Genomic DNA, 19,038 nt, shown 5'->3' with positions numbered 1-19,038 from the left:
TTGAGAACAACACACCTCCTATTATCAGTTAACATGATAAAGACTTATTTAACAAAAATGATTGCATTATAAGAACTATTTTAATTTAGAGCCTGAAAAGGTTTATATTCAAACTTAACTACGTTATAATTAGAGGGTGTAATTAGGTTATAGTCTTTTGACGTTAAATTAAAATTATTATAAACTAGTAAGTATTATATATCATATATTACGGAGGGAATATGTATGCCATCAACATTAGAAATTAAAGACCTACACGTGTCTATAGAAGATAAAGAAATTTTAAAGGGTGTTAATTTAACAATTAATACTGGCGAAATACATGCAATCATGGGACCAAACGGTACTGGTAAGTCAACATTATCATCAGCTATCATGGGTCACCCTAGCTACGAAGTTACAAAAGGTGAAGTATTATTAGACGGCGTTAATATTTTAGAATTAGATGTCGATGAACGTGCTAAAGCTGGATTATTCTTAGCTATGCAATATCCATCAGAAATCACTGGTGTAACAAATGCAGATTTCATGCGTTCAGCAATCAATGCAAAACGTGACGAAGGCGATGAAATCAACTTAATGCAATTCATTAAAAAGTTAGACCAAGAAATGGACTACTTAGACATTGACCAAAACATGGCTCAACGTTACTTAAATGAAGGTTTCTCTGGCGGTGAGAAAAAACGTAATGAAATTCTTCAATTAATGATGTTAGATCCTAAATTCGCAATCTTAGACGAGATTGACTCAGGTTTAGATATCGATGCGTTAAAAGTTGTATCTAAAGGTATCAACAAAATGCGCGGCGAGTCATTCGGTTCATTAATCATTACGCACTATCAACGTTTATTAAACTATATCACGCCAGATCATGTACACGTTATGTTCGGTGGTAAAGTCGTAACTTCAGGTGGACCAGAATTAGCGAAACGTCTTGAAGAAGAAGGTTACGAATGGGTTAAAGAAGAATACGGTGCGACAGAATAAGCCTCACTTCAACTTTCAAATAGTAAAGTCAATGCATTAGATTGTACCGACAATCAATGAAATTTATTAAATAATCATCGAATGGGAGGAAAAAAAGTATGACGACAGAAACTTTGAACATTTCTGAAGCACAAATTGTCGAATATTCACAAGCCCATAATGAGCCTGCTTGGATGACAGAACTTCGTAGAGAAGCTTTAAAGATTACAGAAACTTTAGAAATGCCAAAACCAGATAAAACAAAAATTAATAGATGGGACTTTGATTCATTTAAACAACTACACACAGAAGGTAGCGAGTTTAATACATTAGAAGATATCCCAAACGCATTAAAAGAAATTATTGATGTCGAAAATACAGAAAATTTAGTAATACAACATAACAATTCACTTGCTTTTACAAAGGTTTCAGACAAAGCAATCAATGATGGGGTTATTGTAGAAGGTCTTTCTGAAGCACTTGTTAAGCATCCTGATTTAGTTAAACAATATTTAATGAATGAAGATACAGTATCAATGGATGAACACCGTTTAACAGCGTTGCATACAGCACTTATCAATGGTGGTATCTTCGTATATGTTCCTAAAAATGTTGTCGTAGAACATCCAATTCAATACGTTGTGTTACACGATGATGAAAATGCAAGCTTCTATAACCACGTTATTATCGCGACTGAAAAAAGTGCAGAAGTGACTTACGTGGAGAACTATTTATCAGAAGTTGCTGGTAATGACAACCAAATTAATATCATTTCAGAAGTGAACGCTGGTGCTAATTCACGAATCAATTATGGTTCAGTAGATTATCTAGATGAAGGATTTACAGCACACATTATCCGTCGTGGTGTAACAGCTGAAGACGCAACAATCAGTTGGGCATTAGGTTTAATGAATGAAGGTAGCCAAATCATTGATAATACAACAAACTTAATCGGTGACCGCTCAGAAAGTACATTGAAATCAGTTGTCGTTGGTACAGGTGATCAAAAGGTTAACCTTACTTCGAAAATTGTACAATTCGGTAAAGAAACGAACGGTTACATTTTAAAACACGGCGTTATGCGTGAAAATGCATCTACTGTATTTAACGGTATCGGCTCAATCAAACATGGTGGTACGAAATCAATGGCTAACCAAGAATCACGTGTATTAATGCTATCTGAAAATGCACGTGGTGATGCTAACCCAATTCTATTAATCGATGAAGATGATGTAGAAGCTGGACACGCTGCTTCAGTAGGTCGTGTTGACCCTGAGCAACTATATTACTTAATGAGTCGTGGTATTTCACAACGTGAAGCAGAAAGATTAGTTATTCATGGTTTCTTAGATCCAGTTGTTCGTGAGCTACCAATTGAAGACGTTAAACGTCAATTACGCGAAGTTATTGAATTGAAAGTAAATAAATAATTTTAAGAACATATCAATAAACATGAGAAGGTTTGTGTTAAAAGTAGTTGCAGTTTATTTAAGTAAACCTTCCCAACTATGTGTTATTAACCAAACCTTAAGATTGAATATAGATTCTTAAATAGAAAGGTCTGTGAATACTGTGACCGAATTAAATGTAAATGAGATTATAAAAGATTTTCCAATTCTTAACCAAAAGGTAAACAATAAAAGATTGGCTTATTTAGATTCAACGGCTACAAGTCAAACACCAGTTCAAGTTATTGAAAAGATGGCGGATTATTACAAACGCTATAACTCAAATGTGCATCGTGGTGTGCATACACTTGGTTCGTTAGCGACAGATGGTTATGAAAATGCACGCGAAACAGTACGTAGCTTTATTAACGCTAAATACTTCGAAGAAATCATCTTCACACGTGGTACGACAGCGAGCATCAATGTTGTAGCCCATAGTTACGGTGATGCAAATGTAAACGAAGGCGATGAAATTGTTGTGACAGAGATGGAACACCATGCCAACATTGTTCCATGGCAACAATTAGCTAAACGTAAAAATGCAGAACTCAAGTTTATACCAATGACTGAAACTGGCGAGTTAAACATTGAAGACGTTAAAGCTACGATTAATGACAACACAAAAATTGTTGCTATCGCACACGTTTCTAATGTGCTAGGAACAATTAACGATGTTCAATCTATTGCTAAAGTTGCACATGAACATGGCGCAATTATAAGTGTTGATGGCGCACAAGCTGCTCCACATATGGATTTAGATATGCAGGAATTAGACGTGGACTTCTATAGCTTTAGTGGTCATAAAATGTTAGGCCCAACAGGTATAGGCGTCTTATACGGTAAACGACAATTACTCAATAATATGGAACCTGTTGAATTTGGTGGAGACATGATTGATTTCGTAAGTAAATACGATGCGAGTTGGGCAGATCTTCCAACCAAATTTGAAGCAGGTACACCATTAATCGCTCAAGCTATTGGACTTGCAGAAGCAATCAGATACTTGGAAAATATTGGTTTCGACGCGATACACCAACATGAGTCTACATTGACCCAATATGCTTATGAACAAATGGCACAAATTGAAGGTATAGACATTTACGGTCCACCGAAAGATCGTAGAGCAGGCGTCATCACTTTCAATTTAGATGATGTTCATGCACATGACGTTGCAACAGCAGTGGATACTGAAGGTGTTGCTGTTCGTGCAGGACACCATTGTGCGCAACCATTAATGAAATGGTTAGGTCAATCTTCAACTGCAAGAGCAAGTTTTTATGTATACAATACAAAAGAGGACGTCGACCAATTCGTTGAAGCGTTGAAACAAACGAAGGAGTTTTTCTCTTATGAATTTTAACAACTTAAATCAATTGTATCGTTCTGTAATTATGGATCATTATAAAAATCCACGAAATAAAGGTACATTAGACAATGGTTCGATGACTGTTGATATGAACAACCCTACTTGTGGTGATCGTATTCATCTTACGTTTGATATTGAAGATGGCTTAATCAAAGATGCAAAGTTTGACGGTGAAGGTTGCTCTATTTCAATGTCTAGTGCATCAATGATGACTGAAGCGGTGAAAGGTAATACTTTAGCTGATGCGATGCAAATGAGCCAAGAATTCACAAAAATGATGCTTGGTGAAGATTATGAAATCACAGAAGAAATGGGCGACATCGAAGCTTTACAAGGTGTTTCACAATTCCCAGCGAGAATTAAATGTGCAACATTAGCTTGGAAAGCCCTTGAAAAAGGTACTGTTGATAAAGAAGGTAACCAAGCAGAATAAAGATTAGTCTCTAAACATTGACATTGTGTAATATTCCATTCAAACTGAAGGTAACAACAATGATAAAATGGCAGACTATCTATAACAATTTAAGAAACTAAAGTGATTAGCTACTTTTGAAATAAATGTGTTTTAAATATATTAAAGGAGTGATTGAAATGGCTAAAAAAGCACCTGATGTTGGAGAATATCAATACGGATTCCACGACGAAGATGTTTCAATTTTCAGATCAGAACGTGGTTTAACAGAAAATATCGTTCGTGAAATTTCAAATATGAAAGAAGAACCAGAGTGGATGCTTAACTATAGACTTAAAGCATTAAAGCATTTCTACAAAATGCCAATGCCACAATGGGGTGGAGATTTATCAGAATTAGACTTCGATGATATCACATACTACGTAAAGCCTTCAGAACATACTGAACGTTCATGGGATGAAGTACCAGAAGAAATCAAACGTACATTTGATAAATTAGGTATCCCTGAAGCAGAACAAAAATATCTTGCTGGTGTATCAGCACAGTATGAATCAGAAGTTGTATACCACAACATGGAAAAAGAACTAGAAGAAAAAGGTATCATCTTCAAAGATACTGACAGTGCTTTACGTGAAAATGAAGACCTATTTAGAGAATATTTCTCAACAGTTGTTCCTGCAGCAGACAATAAATTCGCTGCATTAAACTCAGCTGTATGGTCAGGTGGTTCATTCATCTACGTTCCGAAAAACGTTAAATTAGATACTCCTTTACAAGCATACTTTAGAATCAACTCTGAAAACATGGGGCAATTCGAACGTACATTAATTATTGCGGACGAAGGCGCATCAGTAAACTACGTTGAAGGTTGTACAGCACCAGTTTACACAACAAGCTCATTACACTCAGCTGTTGTAGAAATCATCGTACACAAAGATGCTCACGTTCGTTATACTACAATTCAAAACTGGGCAAACAACGTTTATAACTTAGTTACTAAACGTACAATGGTTCATGAGAATGGTAATATGGAATGGGTTGACGGTAACTTAGGTTCTAAGTTAACAATGAAATATCCAAACTGTGTACTTATGGGCGAAGGTGCTAAAGGTAGTACCTTATCAATCGCATTTGCAGGTAAAGGCCAAGTACAAGATGCGGGTGCGAAAATGATTCATAAAGCACCAAACACATCATCAACAATCGTATCTAAATCAATTTCAAAAAATGGCGGTAAAGTAATTTATCGTGGTATCGTTCACTTTGGACGTAAAGCGAAAGGTGCTCGTTCAAATATCGAATGTGATACGTTAATCTTAGATAACGAATCAACTTCAGATACTATTCCTTACAACGAAGTGTTCAATGACAACATCTCATTAGAACACGAAGCGAAAGTTTCAAAAGTATCAGAAGAACAATTATTCTACTTAATGAGTCGCGGTATTTCTGAAGAAGAAGCTACAGAAATGATCGTAATGGGCTTCATTGAACCATTCACAAAAGAACTTCCAATGGAATATGCGGTAGAAATGAACCGTTTAATCAAATTCGAAATGGAAGGTTCAATCGGTTAATCAATATCATTGATGTTTCACATCTGAATATTTTATACAAGCATGGGTGATGCTAACAATAGTGTTATTAAAAAGAACAATAACGCTATATATGGCATCATCGCATGCTTTTTTATTGTTTATACGTTAATTAGCATACAGATGGGTAAGCGTTTATAATGTAAGATAAAGGGAATTGTACATTGATGTAATCAAAATTAATATAATTAAGGAGTTATGCTTATATGATTATAGCGATAATCATACTTTTATTTGCTTCTTTTTTCTTTTCAATTAGTGAAACAGCCTTAACAGCAGTGAATCGGTTGAAACTTCAAACCGAAGCTGAAGAAGGAAATAAAAAATCAAAAAACATTACTAAATTATTAACGAAACCACGTCGAATGATTACGACAATTTTAATTGGGAAGAACATTTCAAATGTTTTGTTGATTACTTTAGTGACGATATTAACATTGAAATCTGATACTAATATTATTTGGGCAACAATTATTACTATTTTAGCGGTGCTTCTGTTAATTGAGGTATTACCAAGAGCACTAGCCGAAACGTACCCTTATACCATCTCACGTCTCGTGTATTGGCCTTTAACTATATTTATCATTATATTTTCACCTCTAACATTAGTTGTACATGGATTTACGAATGCGATGAAGAATGTATTACCAAATGCGCAAAAGGATGAACAGCGTTTTTCTAAAGAAGAAATTCGTCAAATTGTTACGATTGCTGAAAGCGAAGGTGCATTCAATAAGATTGAACATAACCGCATTCAAGGCGTTATGGATTTTGAAAAATATAAAATAACAGATGTTGATACAACGCCAAGAATTAACGTTACGGCTTTCCCCTCGGATATTTCGTATGAGGAAGCATACGATACGGTTACTTCTAATCCATTTACACGCTATCCTGTATATGGCGAAGATATTGATGATATCATTGGTGTATTTCATTCGAAATATTTGCTTACGTGGAGCCGGAATCAATCAGATACAATAATGAATTATATTTCTGAACCATTGTTTGTTAATGAACATAATAAGGCTGAATGGGTTTTAAGAAAGATGACTGTCACACGTAAACATTTAGCGATTGTGTTAGATGAATATGGTGGCACTGATGCCATTGTTTCGCACGAAGATTTAATTGAAGAAATGTTAGGTATGGAAATTGAAGATGAAATGGATAAAGAGGAAGAATATAAGTTACGTCAACAAATGAAATCTCACAGTCAACGATAAATATCAATTTCAATGTTTATTTTGAAAGGAAGTGAGGATTATGAATTTAACTACTGAGTTTACACGTATATTTGGTGTTAAATACCCAATCGTCCAAGCAGGTATGGCTGGTAGTACGACACCAGAGCTCGTGGCTACTGTTAGTAATAGTGGAGGTCTTGGAACAATTGGTGCTGGATATTTTACCGCCGAGAAATTAGAAGATGAAATAACAGCCGTTCAAGAACTCACAGATTTACCGTTTGCTGTAAATTTATTTGTACCGGGAGGACAACTCTACATTCCTGAAAATGTTGAGAAAATGCAAGCGTGGTTAAAACCATATCGCCGTGCACTTGATTTAGAAGAACCAGTCGTAAACATTGATGAACAACAAAAATTTAATGATGCGATTGATATTATTATAGAAAAAGGTGTACCGGTCGTTTCATTTACATTTGGTATCCCGGATGCCGAAGTGATTGAAAAACTTAAAGCGAGAAACATTAAAGTTATTGGTACAGCGACTTCAGTTGAAGAAGCTATCGCTAATGAACAAGCAGGTATGGATGTAGTTGTTGCACAAGGAAGTGAAGCAGGTGGCCATCGTGGTGCTTTTACAGAGAGTGATAATGGTCAAACGCCTATGATAGGTACGATGTCGTTGGTACCTCAAGTAGTGGATCATGTAAACATTCCAGTTATCGCTTCAGGTGGCATTATGGATGGTCGAGGTCTTACAGCAAGTATGGCCTTAGGTGCTCAAGGTGTTCAACTAGGTACTGCATTTTTAACAACTGATGAAAGCGGTGCTTCAAACTTATATAAAAATGCTATCGAAAACAGTATAGAAACCGACACAGTAGTAACTAAAGTATTCAGTGGTAAGCCAGCAAGAGGTATTAAAAATGCCTTTATTGAAGAAATGAACGAATACAATGATGAAATTCCAGATTATCCAATTCAAAACCAACTTACCAATCCAATTCGAAAAAAAGCAGCTAAAGAAGGAAAGGAAGAATGGACGCATTTATGGAGTGGCCAAAGTCCTAGACTTGCTAGAGCTATAGCAGCTGCGACATTAGTTGAAAATATAATTAAGGAATCATCTGATTTAATAAAATAAGTAAAAAAGAGTCTGAGGCAAAAATAGATGTCTCAGACTTTTTGTCAACTATGCAGTAGATGAATGAATTGAGAAAGCGTTCATATTAAGCTTTTTCAATCCCTGTCGTCCTTGATGAGGTGGGAGTACGAAATCACCATTTGAAAATTCGATTTCTGTTCTACTCTCTTTTCTAATACAAATTAAAGTTAGAGGAGTAATGATCAAAATGGATAAATCAACGAAAATTGTGATAATGATTCAAATACTGTGTATTCTCATAATACTCATTTGTTTACCAAGTGTAATCCAACATAAAAATTACTACACGATTGCTACTGCTTTTATACCTATAATTTGTGGCACTATCTTTTTATTTAAAAGGTATAATGAAAAAAATGATGAATAGTTTACCATAACTCAATCTATGGATAGAACTCATGTTACGACTGTTTGAGTTATGAAAATATAAATGAAACAAGTGAATTTAATAAAACATCTATGGTATCATAGTTTTGGTGATACTATGATAAATATTGGTCTTACAGGATGGGGAGATCACGATTCGTTATATGAAGATTTACAACGCAAATCAGACAAATTAATTACATATGCGAGTTACTTCCCAATCGTTGAGTTGGATGCAAGTTATTATGCAATTCAACCAGATAGAAATATAAATAAATGGATTAACGAAACTCCACAACGATTTGAATTTATTGTTAAAATACATCAAGCACTCACTTTGCATGCTGATTACCGAGATTATGCAGAATCTCGTAAGGCTTTATTTGAGCAATTTATCGGCATGATTCAACCACTTCAAGAAGCTCAGAAATTGGCAATGGTATTAGTACAATTTCCACCTTGGTTTGATTGTACTGTGCAAAATATTACATATATACGATATGTCCGCGAACAATTAAAGGATTTTCCAGTCTGTATTGAATTTCGCCACCAGTCTTGGTTTAATAAAGAATTTAAAGAAGAAACACTCTCTTTCTTAACACAACAGAACCTTATTCATTCTGTTTGTGATGAGCCTCAAGTGGGTCAAGGTTCAATACCGCTTATTAATCGAATAACTAATAATATCGCTTTTGTACGATATCATGGGCGTAATGCACATGGTTGGACGAAAAAAGATATGACAGATGAAGCATGGCGCGATGTCAGGTATCTTTATGATTACAATAAACAAGAACTTACAGATTTAGCGAATAAAGTAAAGTTTTTAGAACAGAAGGCTAAAAAAGTATACGTTGTGTTTAATAATAATTCCGGTGGTCATGCAGCTCAGAATGCCAAAACATATCAACAAATCTTAGGTATAGATTACCAAGGATTGGCCCCGCAACAGTTAAAATTATTCTAGGAGCGATATCATGTTAACAATATTATTATTGATATTAATTGGTGGGCTATCAGCGATTATAGGTTCCGTAGTAGGTATTGGTGGTGGCATAATCATCGTACCGACATTAGTATTTTTAGGTGTAGACCATCATTTATTAAAGGGTATTACACCACAAATAGCGATAGGTACCTCATCTGTTATACTCATAGTTACAGGACTTTCTTCCACATTAGGTTATTTAAAAACGAAACAAGTTGATGTTAAAAATGGATCTATTTTTCTATTTGGGTTGTTACCTGGTTCATTAATCGGATCGTTATTGAGCCGTTATTTAACACTTGAGTCATTTAATTTATACTTTGGGATATTTCTTATATTAGTGGCAATCTTATTGATGGTTAGACATAAGATTAAACCATTTAAAGTATTTGATAAAGAAAAGTTTCGAAAATCATATGTCGATGGGGAAGGTAAAACATATCATTACAGTGTGCCACCTTTAGTAGCCTTTGTGGCAACGTTCTTTATCGGTATACTTACAGGATTATTCGGAATTGGTGGTGGCGCATTAATGACACCACTCATGCTTATAGTATTTAGATTTCCGCCTCATGTAGCTGTAGGTACAAGTATGATGATGATCTTCTTCTCAAGTGTCATGAGTTCAGCTAGTCATATTGTACTTGGTCATGTGGCATGGTTATACTCTATCGTACTTATCATTTCAAGTTATATTGGTGCGAAGATTGGCGTTAAAATTAATCAATCAGTGAAATCTGATACCGTCGTGATGTTATTACGTACAATGATGTTACTGATGGGTATATACTTAATTATAAAATCATTGCTATAAATCAGAGGAGGGAATGCCAAGATGAAATTAACAATTTTTCATACGAATGATATACACAGTCATCTCCATGAATATGCTAGGATTTCAGCATATTTAGCCGAAGCACGTCCAAAGCTTACACACCCCTCACTCTATTTAGATATCGGCGATCATGTTGATTTATCCGCTCCCGTCACAGAAGCAACGATGGGATTAAGAAATGTTGAATTATTAAACAAAGCACAGTGTGATTTAGCTACTATAGGAAACAATGAAGGCATGACCATTTCTCATGAAGCTTTAAACAATCTATATAATGATGCACAATTTGATATCACTTGTGCCAATGTGTTTGATGAGCAAGGACAATTACCAAACCATATTTCGTCATCATATATTAAAGAAATTGATGGCGTTCGTATTTTGTTTGTAGCTGCAACCGCACAGTTTACGCCTTTCTATCGTGCATTAAATTGGCTCGTAACGGATCCACTACAAGCGATAAAAGATGAAGTTAACGCGCAACAAGGACAGTACGACATCCTAATTGTGATGAGTCACGTTGGTATATTCTTCGATGAAAAGTTGTGCCAAGAAATACCTGAAATTGACCTCATATTAGGTAGTCATACACACCACTATTTTGAAAATGGAGAAATGAATAACGGTGTATTAATGGCTGCAGCCGGAAAATACGGTCACTTTGTAGGAGAAGTTACATTAGAGATTGAAAATAAAACGGTCGTAAATAAAACAGCAAAGATACATCCTGTAGAAACATTGCCTGATGTTGAGACGCACTTTGCTGAAGAAGGTAAACGACTATTGAGTGAACCGGTAATTGATAGACCTGTTAACTTACCTCGACACACCGATTCTATTTCACAAGCATCATATATGTTAGCTAAAAGTGTGTTCGAATTCACTCAAGCAGATGGTACAATTATTAACGCTGGCTTAGTTGTGCGTGATATGATTGCAGATCAAGTTACAGAGTACAATATCCATCAAATGTTGCCACATCCTATTAATCTTGTTCGTGTTAAACTCTCCGGTAAAGTATTGAAAGATGTTATAATTAAAAGTCAAAAGCAAGAATATATAAATGAACATGCGCAAGGATTAGGATTTAGAGGTGATATCTTTGGCGGATATATTTTATATAATATCGGTTTAATTGAATCAGAATCGCGATATTTTATTGGGGATGAAGAGATACAAGACGATGAAACATATATATTGGGCACAGTAGATATGTATACATTCGGACGCTATTTCCCGATGTTAAAAGAGCAATCTATAGAATATTTGATGCCAGAATTTTTACGAGATATTTTTAAAAATGCATTACTCACGTAATAGTTTGTAAGCGATTTACGTTTTAAAATAAATTATATTTGTTATAATGAGGATAAATTTGAAATCGGGAGGATTTTGCTGATATGGCTACAAAAAATGAAGAAATTCTACGTAAACCGGATTGGTTGAAGATCAAGTTAAATACTAACGAGAATTACACTGGTCTTAAAAAAATGATGAGAGAAAAGAACTTACACACTGTTTGCGAAGAAGCAAAGTGTCCAAATATACACGAATGTTGGGGTGAACGTCGTACTGCAACATTTATGATTTTAGGTGCGGTATGTACACGTGCTTGCCGTTTCTGTGCTGTTAAAACGGGACTTCCTAATGAATTAGACTTAGATGAGCCAGAAAGAGTAGCTGAATCAGTTGAATTAATGAACTTGAAGCATGTTGTTATTACAGCTGTAGCAAGAGATGATTTAAGAGATGCTGGTTCAAATGTGTATGCGGAAACTGTACGTAAAGTACGTGAACGTAATCCATACACTTCAATCGAGATTTTACCATCAGATATGGGCGGAGATTTTGAAGCGTTAGAAACGTTAATGGCATCTAAACCTGATATTCTTAACCACAACATTGAAACTGTTCGTCGATTAACACCTAGAGTCCGTGCACGTGCTACGTATGATCGTACTTTAGAATTCTTAAGACGTTCTAAAGAATTACAACCAGATATCCCTACAAAATCAAGTTTAATGGTTGGACTAGGTGAAACACATGAAGAAATATTAGAAACAATGGATGACTTACGCGCGAATGATGTAGACATCTTAACAATTGGTCAATATTTACAACCTTCACGTAAACACTTAAAGGTTGAGAAATACTACACACCATTAGAATTCGGTAAATTAAGAAAAATTGCAATGGACAAAGGTTTCAAACATTGCCAAGCAGGGCCATTAGTTAGAAGTTCTTACCATGCAGACGAACAAGTTAACGAAGCAGCTAAAGAAAAACACCGTATGGGTGAAGAACAACTTCAAAAAGAACAAAATATGAAATAAAAATATAAAATGAATTGAAGACTTAGTTCAATTTATAAGGCAACTGATAAAAATGTGTTGCTTTGTATGAACTAAGTCTTTATTTCGCAATAAATACATAGGTATTACTTTGGACGATTACGATTCAACTGATAAAATTTTATTATGGTATAGTATAAATAGTTGATGAATAAGGCTTAAAAAGCTATGGTATGTTTAAATAGAGGATTAAAATAGGTGAATTATATGATAAAGATAAATAATCTCTACTTCGAATTGATAGAAGATTATAGAGAGTGCTTTGATGAAACGCATTTTGCGAACCGTTACTCAGAAATATTAGATAAATACGATTTTATCGTTGGTGATTATGGCTACGAACAACTCAGACTTAAAGGGTTTTACAAAGATAGTAATAAGAAAGCAGAGGTAAGTAAGCGATTTTCTACTATACAAGACTACTTACTAGAATACTGTAATTTCGGTTGTCCTTACTTTATTGTAAAACGCATACCCCATCGTGAACTAAAACGCGAAAATGCTGAGGAAGTAGAGACTGAGGTAGTGACGGAGCAGGATAAACTGCAAGATGTAAAGATAAAACCGACAATCCAAGAAAATGAGCACCCATAATTAATAAGTGATCAAAAAATAAAAGCTAGGAATGAACGATGTTATTTCATCTCATTCCTAGCTTTTTGACTATTGAATTACTTCTTGTAAATATTCTGTGATTTCATTGCCTTCTTCTTCAGAAACGCCAAGAATATGGGCGATATAGCCTTCTTCTTCTAAATCATCTGTACCGATAATACCAAACTTATTCGTTTGCATATTCAGAACGATGGTCTTACCGAAGTGGCGATCTGTTTGAACAAGCATGAGATCATAACGGCTATGATCACCGACGAAACCGACAAATTGTACTTGTGATGTTTCGTCATCATCATATAAGAACATATCTATCATAATAATAGCTCCTTATCATCATGGTTGAACCATTAATTTACTGTTAAATTAAAGTGGTCGAAAATCCTAAGATTCATCATGCTTTTCAGTATAACCATAAATGATTTAGCCTGTAAAGATATGGTAAGATAATAGTGTTAGGAGTGACGCAAATGTATTTTGTTAATAAACAACAACTTAGTAAAAAATTGAACTATTTACAACAACTCATCAAGGATTATCCAAAAAATAAAGATAATTATTATGCATTTGAACGAATTGCACAGATGTTGATAGAATCATCCGTCGACATTGGTAATATGATTATCGACGGCTTTATATTAAGGGATCCTGGTAACTATAAAGATGTGATTGATATCATGGAACTTGAAGGTGTGATATCAAAAGATACACAAACCCAAATCAATCAAACTGTTGATGTGCGTAAACAATTTGTTCATAAGTATGATGAACTAGATACGACACAACTAATACCATTATTTGATGAAGCCCTTCAATATTATCAACAATTTATTGAAGAGGTCGTGCAATTTTTAGACAATGAAAATGTACCGATTACAGCTTTTGGTCAAAAAGGAGAATGATATAGAGTGAAAGCATATCAAGCTTATTTAATTGATTTAGATGGCACATTATATAAAGGTGATGAGCCGATAGATGGTGCGAAGCAATTTATTTCATATTTAAATCAACAACGCATCCCACATCTTTATGTGACGAATAATTCTACTAAAGAACCGAAAGATGTAGTATCTAAGTTACAAACGATGGGTATTGAAGCAAAAGAAGAGGAAGTTATCACTTCTGCTTTGGCTACTGCGGAATATATAACTGAGCTAACACCTGGTGCTTCTGTATTTATGTTAGGTGGTACAGGTTTATCAAAGGCACTAACAGATAAAGGGTTAGTGCTTAAAGAGGATGAGCACGTAGACTATGTAGTCATCGGTTTAGACGAACAAGTGACGTATGATAAATTAGCTACTGCTACGTTAGGCGTTAGAAATGGTGCGAAATTTATTTCAACAAACCAAGATGTATCTATACCTAAAGAGAGAGGTTTTTTACCTGGAAATGGTGCAATTACTAGTGTCGTATCAGTTTCAACAGGCACACAACCCATCTTTATCGGTAAACCACAAACGATTATTATGGACATGGCTTTAGATATATTGAATATGGATTTATCTGATGTTGCGATGGTCGGAGATTTGTATGATACAGATATTATGTCTGGTATTAACGCAAATATCGATACGATTCATGTACAGACAGGTGTTACTACAAAATCTGAGATAGAACAAAAAGATATAGCACCAACTTACAGCTTTAAAGATTTAAATGAAGTTATAAACGAATTAGAAAAATAGGGGTGTTTATATGGACAAGGTTATTGTGACTAGAAAGATTCCTCAAAAGTTTATTGAGCAATTAGAACAAAGCTATGAAGTGTACATGTGGGACGAAGCCTATGAACCAATGCCAAGAGATCAGTTTTTAGAAAGTATTAAAGATGCAACGGCATGCTTTATAACATTAAGTGAAAAGATTGACGATACGGTGATAGACCAAGCACCGAATCTTAAAGTCATCGCCAATATGGCTGTTGGCTTTGATAATATTGATGTGTCTCTTGCTCAAAGTCGAGGTATCGTCGTAACGAACACACCGAAAGTATTAACTGAAACTACGGCAGAACTAGGCTTTACGTTAATGTTAACTGTCGCACGTCGTATCGTTGAAGCGGAACATTATGTACAACAAGGTGATTGGCAAAGTTGGGCACCATATTTACTTGCTGGAAAGGATTTATTTAATTCAAAAGTTGGTATTTACGGCATGGGTGATATCGGTAAAGCATTTGCGCGAAGACTCAAAGGCTTTAATACACAAGTTATGTATCATAATCGTACTCGCAATAGACATGCCGAAGAAAAGCTAGGCGCGTTATATGTTCCATTTGATACACTTATTGAACATAGTGATTTCATTATTTGTACTGCGCCACTAACAGAGGAAACAAGAAATAAATTCGATAAACCTGTATTTGAAAAAATGAAAAGTGACGCGATATTTATCAATATCGGTAGAGGAGCCGTCGTTGATGAAAAGGCATTAATCGATGCACTTCAAAATAAAGAAATTGCAGGGTGTGGCTTAGACGTTTTACGTAAAGAACCAATTGATATGTCGCATCCTCTATTAAAGATGGATAATGTTGTCATCCTACCTCATATTGGTAGTGCTTCAGTAACGACACGAGATCGTATGGTTCAATTGTGTGTAGATAACATTACAAGAGTCCTTAATAACCAACCTCCAAAGACACCAGTCCAGTTAGATGATTAATAAAAGATGATTGTAATTATTAAAAGCCTGAGACAATGGGATTTGTCTTAGGCTTTCTATTTAAAATATATATGTCGCATTATCGCGTACCGATAAATGATATTTTAAAAATGAAAAATAGTTTATTAGAATACCTGTTCTACTTCAACTACACCTGGTACTTCTTCGTGTAATGCACGTTCGATACCAGCCTTTAATGTAATTGTTGAACTAGGGCATGTACCACAAGCGCCATGGAGTTGTAATTTAACAATACCATCTTCTACATCCACGAGTGAGCAATCGCCACCGTCACGTAGTAAAAATGGACGCAATTTCTCTATAACTTCTGCTACTTGATCAAACATCGTTGCGTTTTCAGTTGGCATGGAAATGCCTCCTTTCAAGTATATAATTTCAAGTTCTACTTATTTTTCTATTATAATAGATACGTGGAGAAAAATCTATAATTGAAACTAAAGGGATGAATAATATGGATAAGGTAAGTGTAGTTGTGTATGGCGCGGACGTTATATGTGCGAGTTGTGTTAATGCACCTACATCACGGAATACGTATGATTGGTTAAAACCATTATTAAACAGAAAGTATCCGGATGTACAGTTTGAATTTACGTATATAGATATTGAGCGCGATACAGAAAATTTAACGGATCATGATCAACAGTTTATAGAACGTATCCAAGATGATGAGTTATTTTATCCGTTAGTTACGATGAATGATGAATATGTTTCTGATGGGTATGTGCAATTAAATGATATTAAAAAATTTATGGAACAACATTCCGATTTATAATTTAACAACACAAAAAAGAAAGGCAATGAACCATCGTTCATTGCCTTTCTTTTTAATAACTTTAACCGTTATGATATTTGTACATCCATAGTACGCCTGATTTTAATATTGAAGCAAGGCGACCAGTTACAGTACGATCCATAATATAGGCAAAGCCTTTTTTGTCACCAAGAGATCCTAAGAATCCTTGGATTTTAATTTCAGACATTTTTTCTGGTAATGGTTTATTTTCCCATTGTAATTTCATCACGTCAGCAATTTGATCACCTTGTAATTCTGCAAGTTGCGCACTTGGTGCATGAGGTAATTCTGCACAATCACCAACGACAAAGACGTTTTTGTATGTAGGCACCTGATGATATTGGTTTAATATTACTCTGCCACTTTTACTAATATCGATTGGTAAATTTCTTACGACTTCAACTGGTTGTATACCTGCAGTCCAGACGATAAGATCCATTTCTTCAGGAACATCATTATTGTAGATTTTGTTTGGTTCAACGCGATTGATGTCAGAATTTGGTACGACTGTTACATCATTTTTCTTAAACCATTTTTCTACATATGTACTGAGCTTTTCTGGGAATCTACTTAAGATACGTTCACCGCGATCGTATAGGAAGATTTGTAAATCTTCACGACTCTCACGTAACTCACTTGCTAATTCAATACCACTTAGACCCGCACCAACGATACCGACTTTGGCACCATTTGGCAATTCACTTATATGGTGGAATGTTTCACGGGATTTAGATAACGTTTGGATGCTATGTGTATACTCTTCTGCTCCAGGTACGTTATGGTATTTATCTTCGCAACCAAGTCCGATGACCAATTCATCATAATCTACCTTTGTGTCTCCGACAGATACGATTTGATCATCGAGATTAATGTCATTGATTTCACCATAAACAGTATTAATACGATCTGAATCTGGGAAGCTCATACGAACATCTTTATCAGATTTAGTACCCGCCGCAAGTTCGTAAAATTCTGGCTTTAAACCATGGTATGGCATACGATCAATTAATGTGAGTGAATAATTTTCAGGTAGTGCACTAGGTAAAATGTGTGACATTATGCGCATATTACCATAACCGCCACCTAAAAGAACTAAATTTTTCATTTTTGATACCCCTTCAGTTAAATTATTGAATAACGTATGTAGTATTAAATAAAAAAGTGTTGTTGTAAGTTACTAAATGCAATGTGGTAATGTCATATTTTACTTTATTATACCAAATTCATAACCTACTTACTTGTTTCTATTATATGCTTTTTTAAAAGTGACTACAAATGCATATTGTGTGAAAATTAGATTAAATTTAAAAAATATTAATAGCTTTTTCATGATATCAAATTTTTTAGACGATTAACATACGTATTGAGGGAATATACATAATAAAACATGGATTTAAACGATTAAGCTAGTCTGTAGTCAGTACGATGTTATTTTTGTTATAATTGGATAACTGATTAATTAATGAGAGGGTGTATTATGAATCCAATAGTTGAGTTCTGCATCTCAAATTTAGCAAAAGGTGGAGACTACGTATATCAACAACTCGAAAACGATCCAGGCGTTGATGTTTTAGAATATGGTTGCTTACAAAACTGTGGACTATGTTCTAGTGAATTGTATGCATTGGTGAATGGTGATATCGTTGAAGGTGAATCACCAGATGACTTATTACAAAATATTTATGCACATATAGAATCTACATGGATTTTCTAAGGAGGTAATAGATTATGGCAGTAATTAACGTAACAGAAGCAGCTGCATATGAAGTTAAAGATATGCTTGAAAAAAACGATATGGCAGATGGCTATTTAAAACTTAAAGTACAAGGTGGAGGCTGCACAGGGCTTACTTATGGTATGTCAGCAGAGAATGAACCTGCAGACAATGATGAATGCTTAGAATTTCATGGTTTAAAAGTGCTTGTTGATAAAGGAGATAAACCTGTATTAGAAGGTACAACAATCGATTTCAAACAATCATTAATGGGCGGAGGATTTCAAATAGATAATCCAAATGCAATTGCATCTTGTGGTTGTGGCAGCTCATTTAGAACAGCTAAAGTCGCAGGCACTCCAGAAGATTGCTAAGCGAATAATATAGATTTTTAAGGCTACACGTCGCTATAAAGTATGACGGCGTTGTAGTCTTTTATTTTAATTGAGAATTCCCTTTCAATATCTGGGGCTAGCGCTTGAAAATCAATGTTAAAAACTATAAAATTAGAATTGGATGAAAAATTGTCTTTTTTGTGACTTACATAGGAGT

The 19,038-nt window shown here is 34.8% G+C and carries 21 protein-coding genes; 18 read left to right on the top strand and 3 right to left on the bottom strand.

Going from position 1 to position 19,038, the window contains the following annotated elements; all coding sequences use genetic code 11:
* The first annotated feature begins 225 nt into the window (after nt 1–225).
* The 12 genes from sufC to NGI30_RS07660 all read left to right on the top strand — a co-directional run bounded on the left by sufC (nt 226) and on the right by NGI30_RS07660 (nt 13,273).
* Nucleotides 226–987, top strand: coding sequence for a Fe-S cluster assembly ATPase SufC (sufC, locus tag NGI30_RS07715; RefSeq protein WP_251519277.1), 762 nt, complete (start codon nt 226–228; stop codon nt 985–987).
* A gap of 98 nt (nt 988–1,085) precedes the next feature.
* Nucleotides 1,086–2,396, top strand: a complete 1,311-nt coding sequence (sufD, locus tag NGI30_RS07710; protein ID WP_251519278.1) for a Fe-S cluster assembly protein SufD — start codon at nt 1,086–1,088, stop codon at nt 2,394–2,396.
* Between the two features lie 142 nt (nt 2,397–2,538).
* Nucleotides 2,539–3,774, top strand: coding sequence for a cysteine desulfurase (locus NGI30_RS07705; RefSeq protein ID WP_251519279.1), 1,236 nt, complete (start codon nt 2,539–2,541; stop codon nt 3,772–3,774).
* Nucleotides 3,764–4,213: a Fe-S cluster assembly sulfur transfer protein SufU gene (gene sufU / locus NGI30_RS07700; protein ID WP_251519280.1), complete on the top strand. Its 450-nt coding sequence runs from the start codon at nt 3,764–3,766 to the stop codon at nt 4,211–4,213. The genes NGI30_RS07705 and sufU overlap by 11 nt, the downstream gene beginning before the upstream one ends.
* Before the next feature lie 158 nt (nt 4,214–4,371).
* Entirely contained in the window at nt 4,372–5,769 is a 1,398-nt protein-coding gene (sufB, locus tag NGI30_RS07695; protein WP_251519281.1) for a Fe-S cluster assembly protein SufB, read from the top strand.
* 224 nt (nt 5,770–5,993) lie between these two features.
* Nucleotides 5,994–7,013, top strand: a complete 1,020-nt coding sequence (locus tag NGI30_RS07690) for a hemolysin family protein (RefSeq protein WP_251943235.1) — start codon at nt 5,994–5,996, stop codon at nt 7,011–7,013.
* 40 nt (nt 7,014–7,053) lie between these two features.
* Nucleotides 7,054–8,118 (top strand): NAD(P)H-dependent flavin oxidoreductase, encoded by a 1,065-nt coding sequence (locus NGI30_RS07685; RefSeq protein WP_251519288.1) that lies wholly within the window; start codon nt 7,054–7,056, stop codon nt 8,116–8,118.
* A 505-nt stretch (nt 8,119–8,623) separates the two neighbouring features.
* Nucleotides 8,624–9,472 (top strand): DUF72 domain-containing protein, encoded by an 849-nt coding sequence (locus NGI30_RS07680; RefSeq protein ID WP_251943953.1) that lies wholly within the window; start codon nt 8,624–8,626, stop codon nt 9,470–9,472.
* A 7-nt stretch (nt 9,473–9,479) separates the two neighbouring features.
* Nucleotides 9,480–10,307, top strand: coding sequence for a sulfite exporter TauE/SafE family protein (locus NGI30_RS07675; RefSeq protein ID WP_251519534.1), 828 nt, complete (start codon nt 9,480–9,482; stop codon nt 10,305–10,307).
* A 21-nt stretch (nt 10,308–10,328) separates the two neighbouring features.
* Entirely contained in the window at nt 10,329–11,645 is a 1,317-nt protein-coding gene (locus NGI30_RS07670) for a bifunctional metallophosphatase/5'-nucleotidase (protein WP_251519289.1), read from the top strand.
* 83 nt (nt 11,646–11,728) lie between these two features.
* Nucleotides 11,729–12,661 carry a lipoyl synthase gene (gene lipA, locus NGI30_RS07665; RefSeq protein WP_251519291.1) on the top strand — a complete coding sequence of 311 codons (933 nt, stop codon included), beginning with the start codon at nt 11,729–11,731 and terminating at the stop codon, nt 12,659–12,661.
* Nucleotides 12,662–12,886: 225 nt separating this feature from the next.
* The gene (locus NGI30_RS07660; protein ID WP_251519293.1) at nt 12,887–13,273 is read left to right on the top strand and encodes a YutD family protein; all 387 of its coding nucleotides are present in this window, start codon (nt 12,887–12,889) and stop codon (nt 13,271–13,273) included.
* Between the two features lie 69 nt (nt 13,274–13,342).
* Here NGI30_RS07660 and NGI30_RS07655 read toward each other — a convergent pair whose 3' ends face one another.
* Entirely contained in the window at nt 13,343–13,609 is a 267-nt protein-coding gene (locus NGI30_RS07655) for a DUF3055 domain-containing protein (RefSeq protein ID WP_251519295.1), read from the bottom strand.
* 152 nt (nt 13,610–13,761) lie between these two features.
* Between NGI30_RS07655 and NGI30_RS07650 the strand changes: the two genes are divergently transcribed.
* From NGI30_RS07650 to NGI30_RS07640, 3 genes are read left to right on the top strand one after another with little or no spacing between them, the layout of a single operon-like run.
* On the top strand, nt 13,762–14,193 hold the full coding sequence (locus tag NGI30_RS07650; protein WP_251519297.1) for a DUF86 domain-containing protein: 432 nt from the start codon (nt 13,762–13,764) through the stop codon (nt 14,191–14,193).
* A 6-nt stretch (nt 14,194–14,199) separates the two neighbouring features.
* Complete coding sequence (gene nucF / locus NGI30_RS07645; protein ID WP_251519299.1) at nt 14,200–14,979, top strand: 5' nucleotidase NucF; 780 nt, start codon at nt 14,200–14,202, stop codon at nt 14,977–14,979.
* Nucleotides 14,980–14,989: 10 nt separating this feature from the next.
* Nucleotides 14,990–15,958 (top strand): 2-hydroxyacid dehydrogenase, encoded by a 969-nt coding sequence (locus NGI30_RS07640; protein WP_251519301.1) that lies wholly within the window; start codon nt 14,990–14,992, stop codon nt 15,956–15,958.
* Nucleotides 15,959–16,083: 125 nt separating this feature from the next.
* Here NGI30_RS07640 and NGI30_RS07635 read toward each other — a convergent pair whose 3' ends face one another.
* On the bottom strand, nt 16,084–16,326 hold the full coding sequence (locus tag NGI30_RS07635; RefSeq protein ID WP_002472275.1) for a NifU family protein: 243 nt from the start codon (nt 16,324–16,326) through the stop codon (nt 16,084–16,086).
* Between the two features lie 104 nt (nt 16,327–16,430).
* On the opposite strand from NGI30_RS07635, the gene NGI30_RS07630 reads away from it, so the two are divergent.
* Nucleotides 16,431–16,751, top strand: a complete 321-nt coding sequence (locus NGI30_RS07630) for a YuzD family protein (RefSeq protein WP_251519303.1) — start codon at nt 16,431–16,433, stop codon at nt 16,749–16,751.
* Nucleotides 16,752–16,812: 61 nt separating this feature from the next.
* On the opposite strand, the gene NGI30_RS07625 is transcribed toward NGI30_RS07630, so the two are convergent.
* Nucleotides 16,813–17,877 carry an NAD(P)/FAD-dependent oxidoreductase gene (locus tag NGI30_RS07625; RefSeq protein WP_251519304.1) on the bottom strand — a complete coding sequence of 355 codons (1,065 nt, stop codon included), beginning with the start codon at nt 17,875–17,877 and terminating at the stop codon, nt 16,813–16,815.
* Between the two features lie 372 nt (nt 17,878–18,249).
* Between NGI30_RS07625 and NGI30_RS07620 the strand changes: the two genes are divergently transcribed.
* Together NGI30_RS07620 and NGI30_RS07615 are read left to right on the top strand one after the other, a co-directional pair.
* Nucleotides 18,250–18,486 (top strand): YuzB family protein, encoded by a 237-nt coding sequence (locus NGI30_RS07620; protein WP_251519306.1) that lies wholly within the window; start codon nt 18,250–18,252, stop codon nt 18,484–18,486.
* A gap of 14 nt (nt 18,487–18,500) precedes the next feature.
* Nucleotides 18,501–18,860, top strand: a complete 360-nt coding sequence (locus NGI30_RS07615) for a HesB/IscA family protein (RefSeq protein ID WP_251519308.1) — start codon at nt 18,501–18,503, stop codon at nt 18,858–18,860.
* Nucleotides 18,861–19,038 lie beyond the last annotated feature (178 nt).

Source organism: Staphylococcus sp. Marseille-Q5304 (assembly GCF_943737015.1).
GTDB classification, from domain to species: Bacteria; Bacillota; Bacilli; order Staphylococcales; family Staphylococcaceae; genus Staphylococcus; species Staphylococcus hsinchuensis.
The sequence above is the reverse complement of the archived record's forward strand: the minus strand, read 5'-3'. Positions and strand labels throughout refer to the sequence as shown.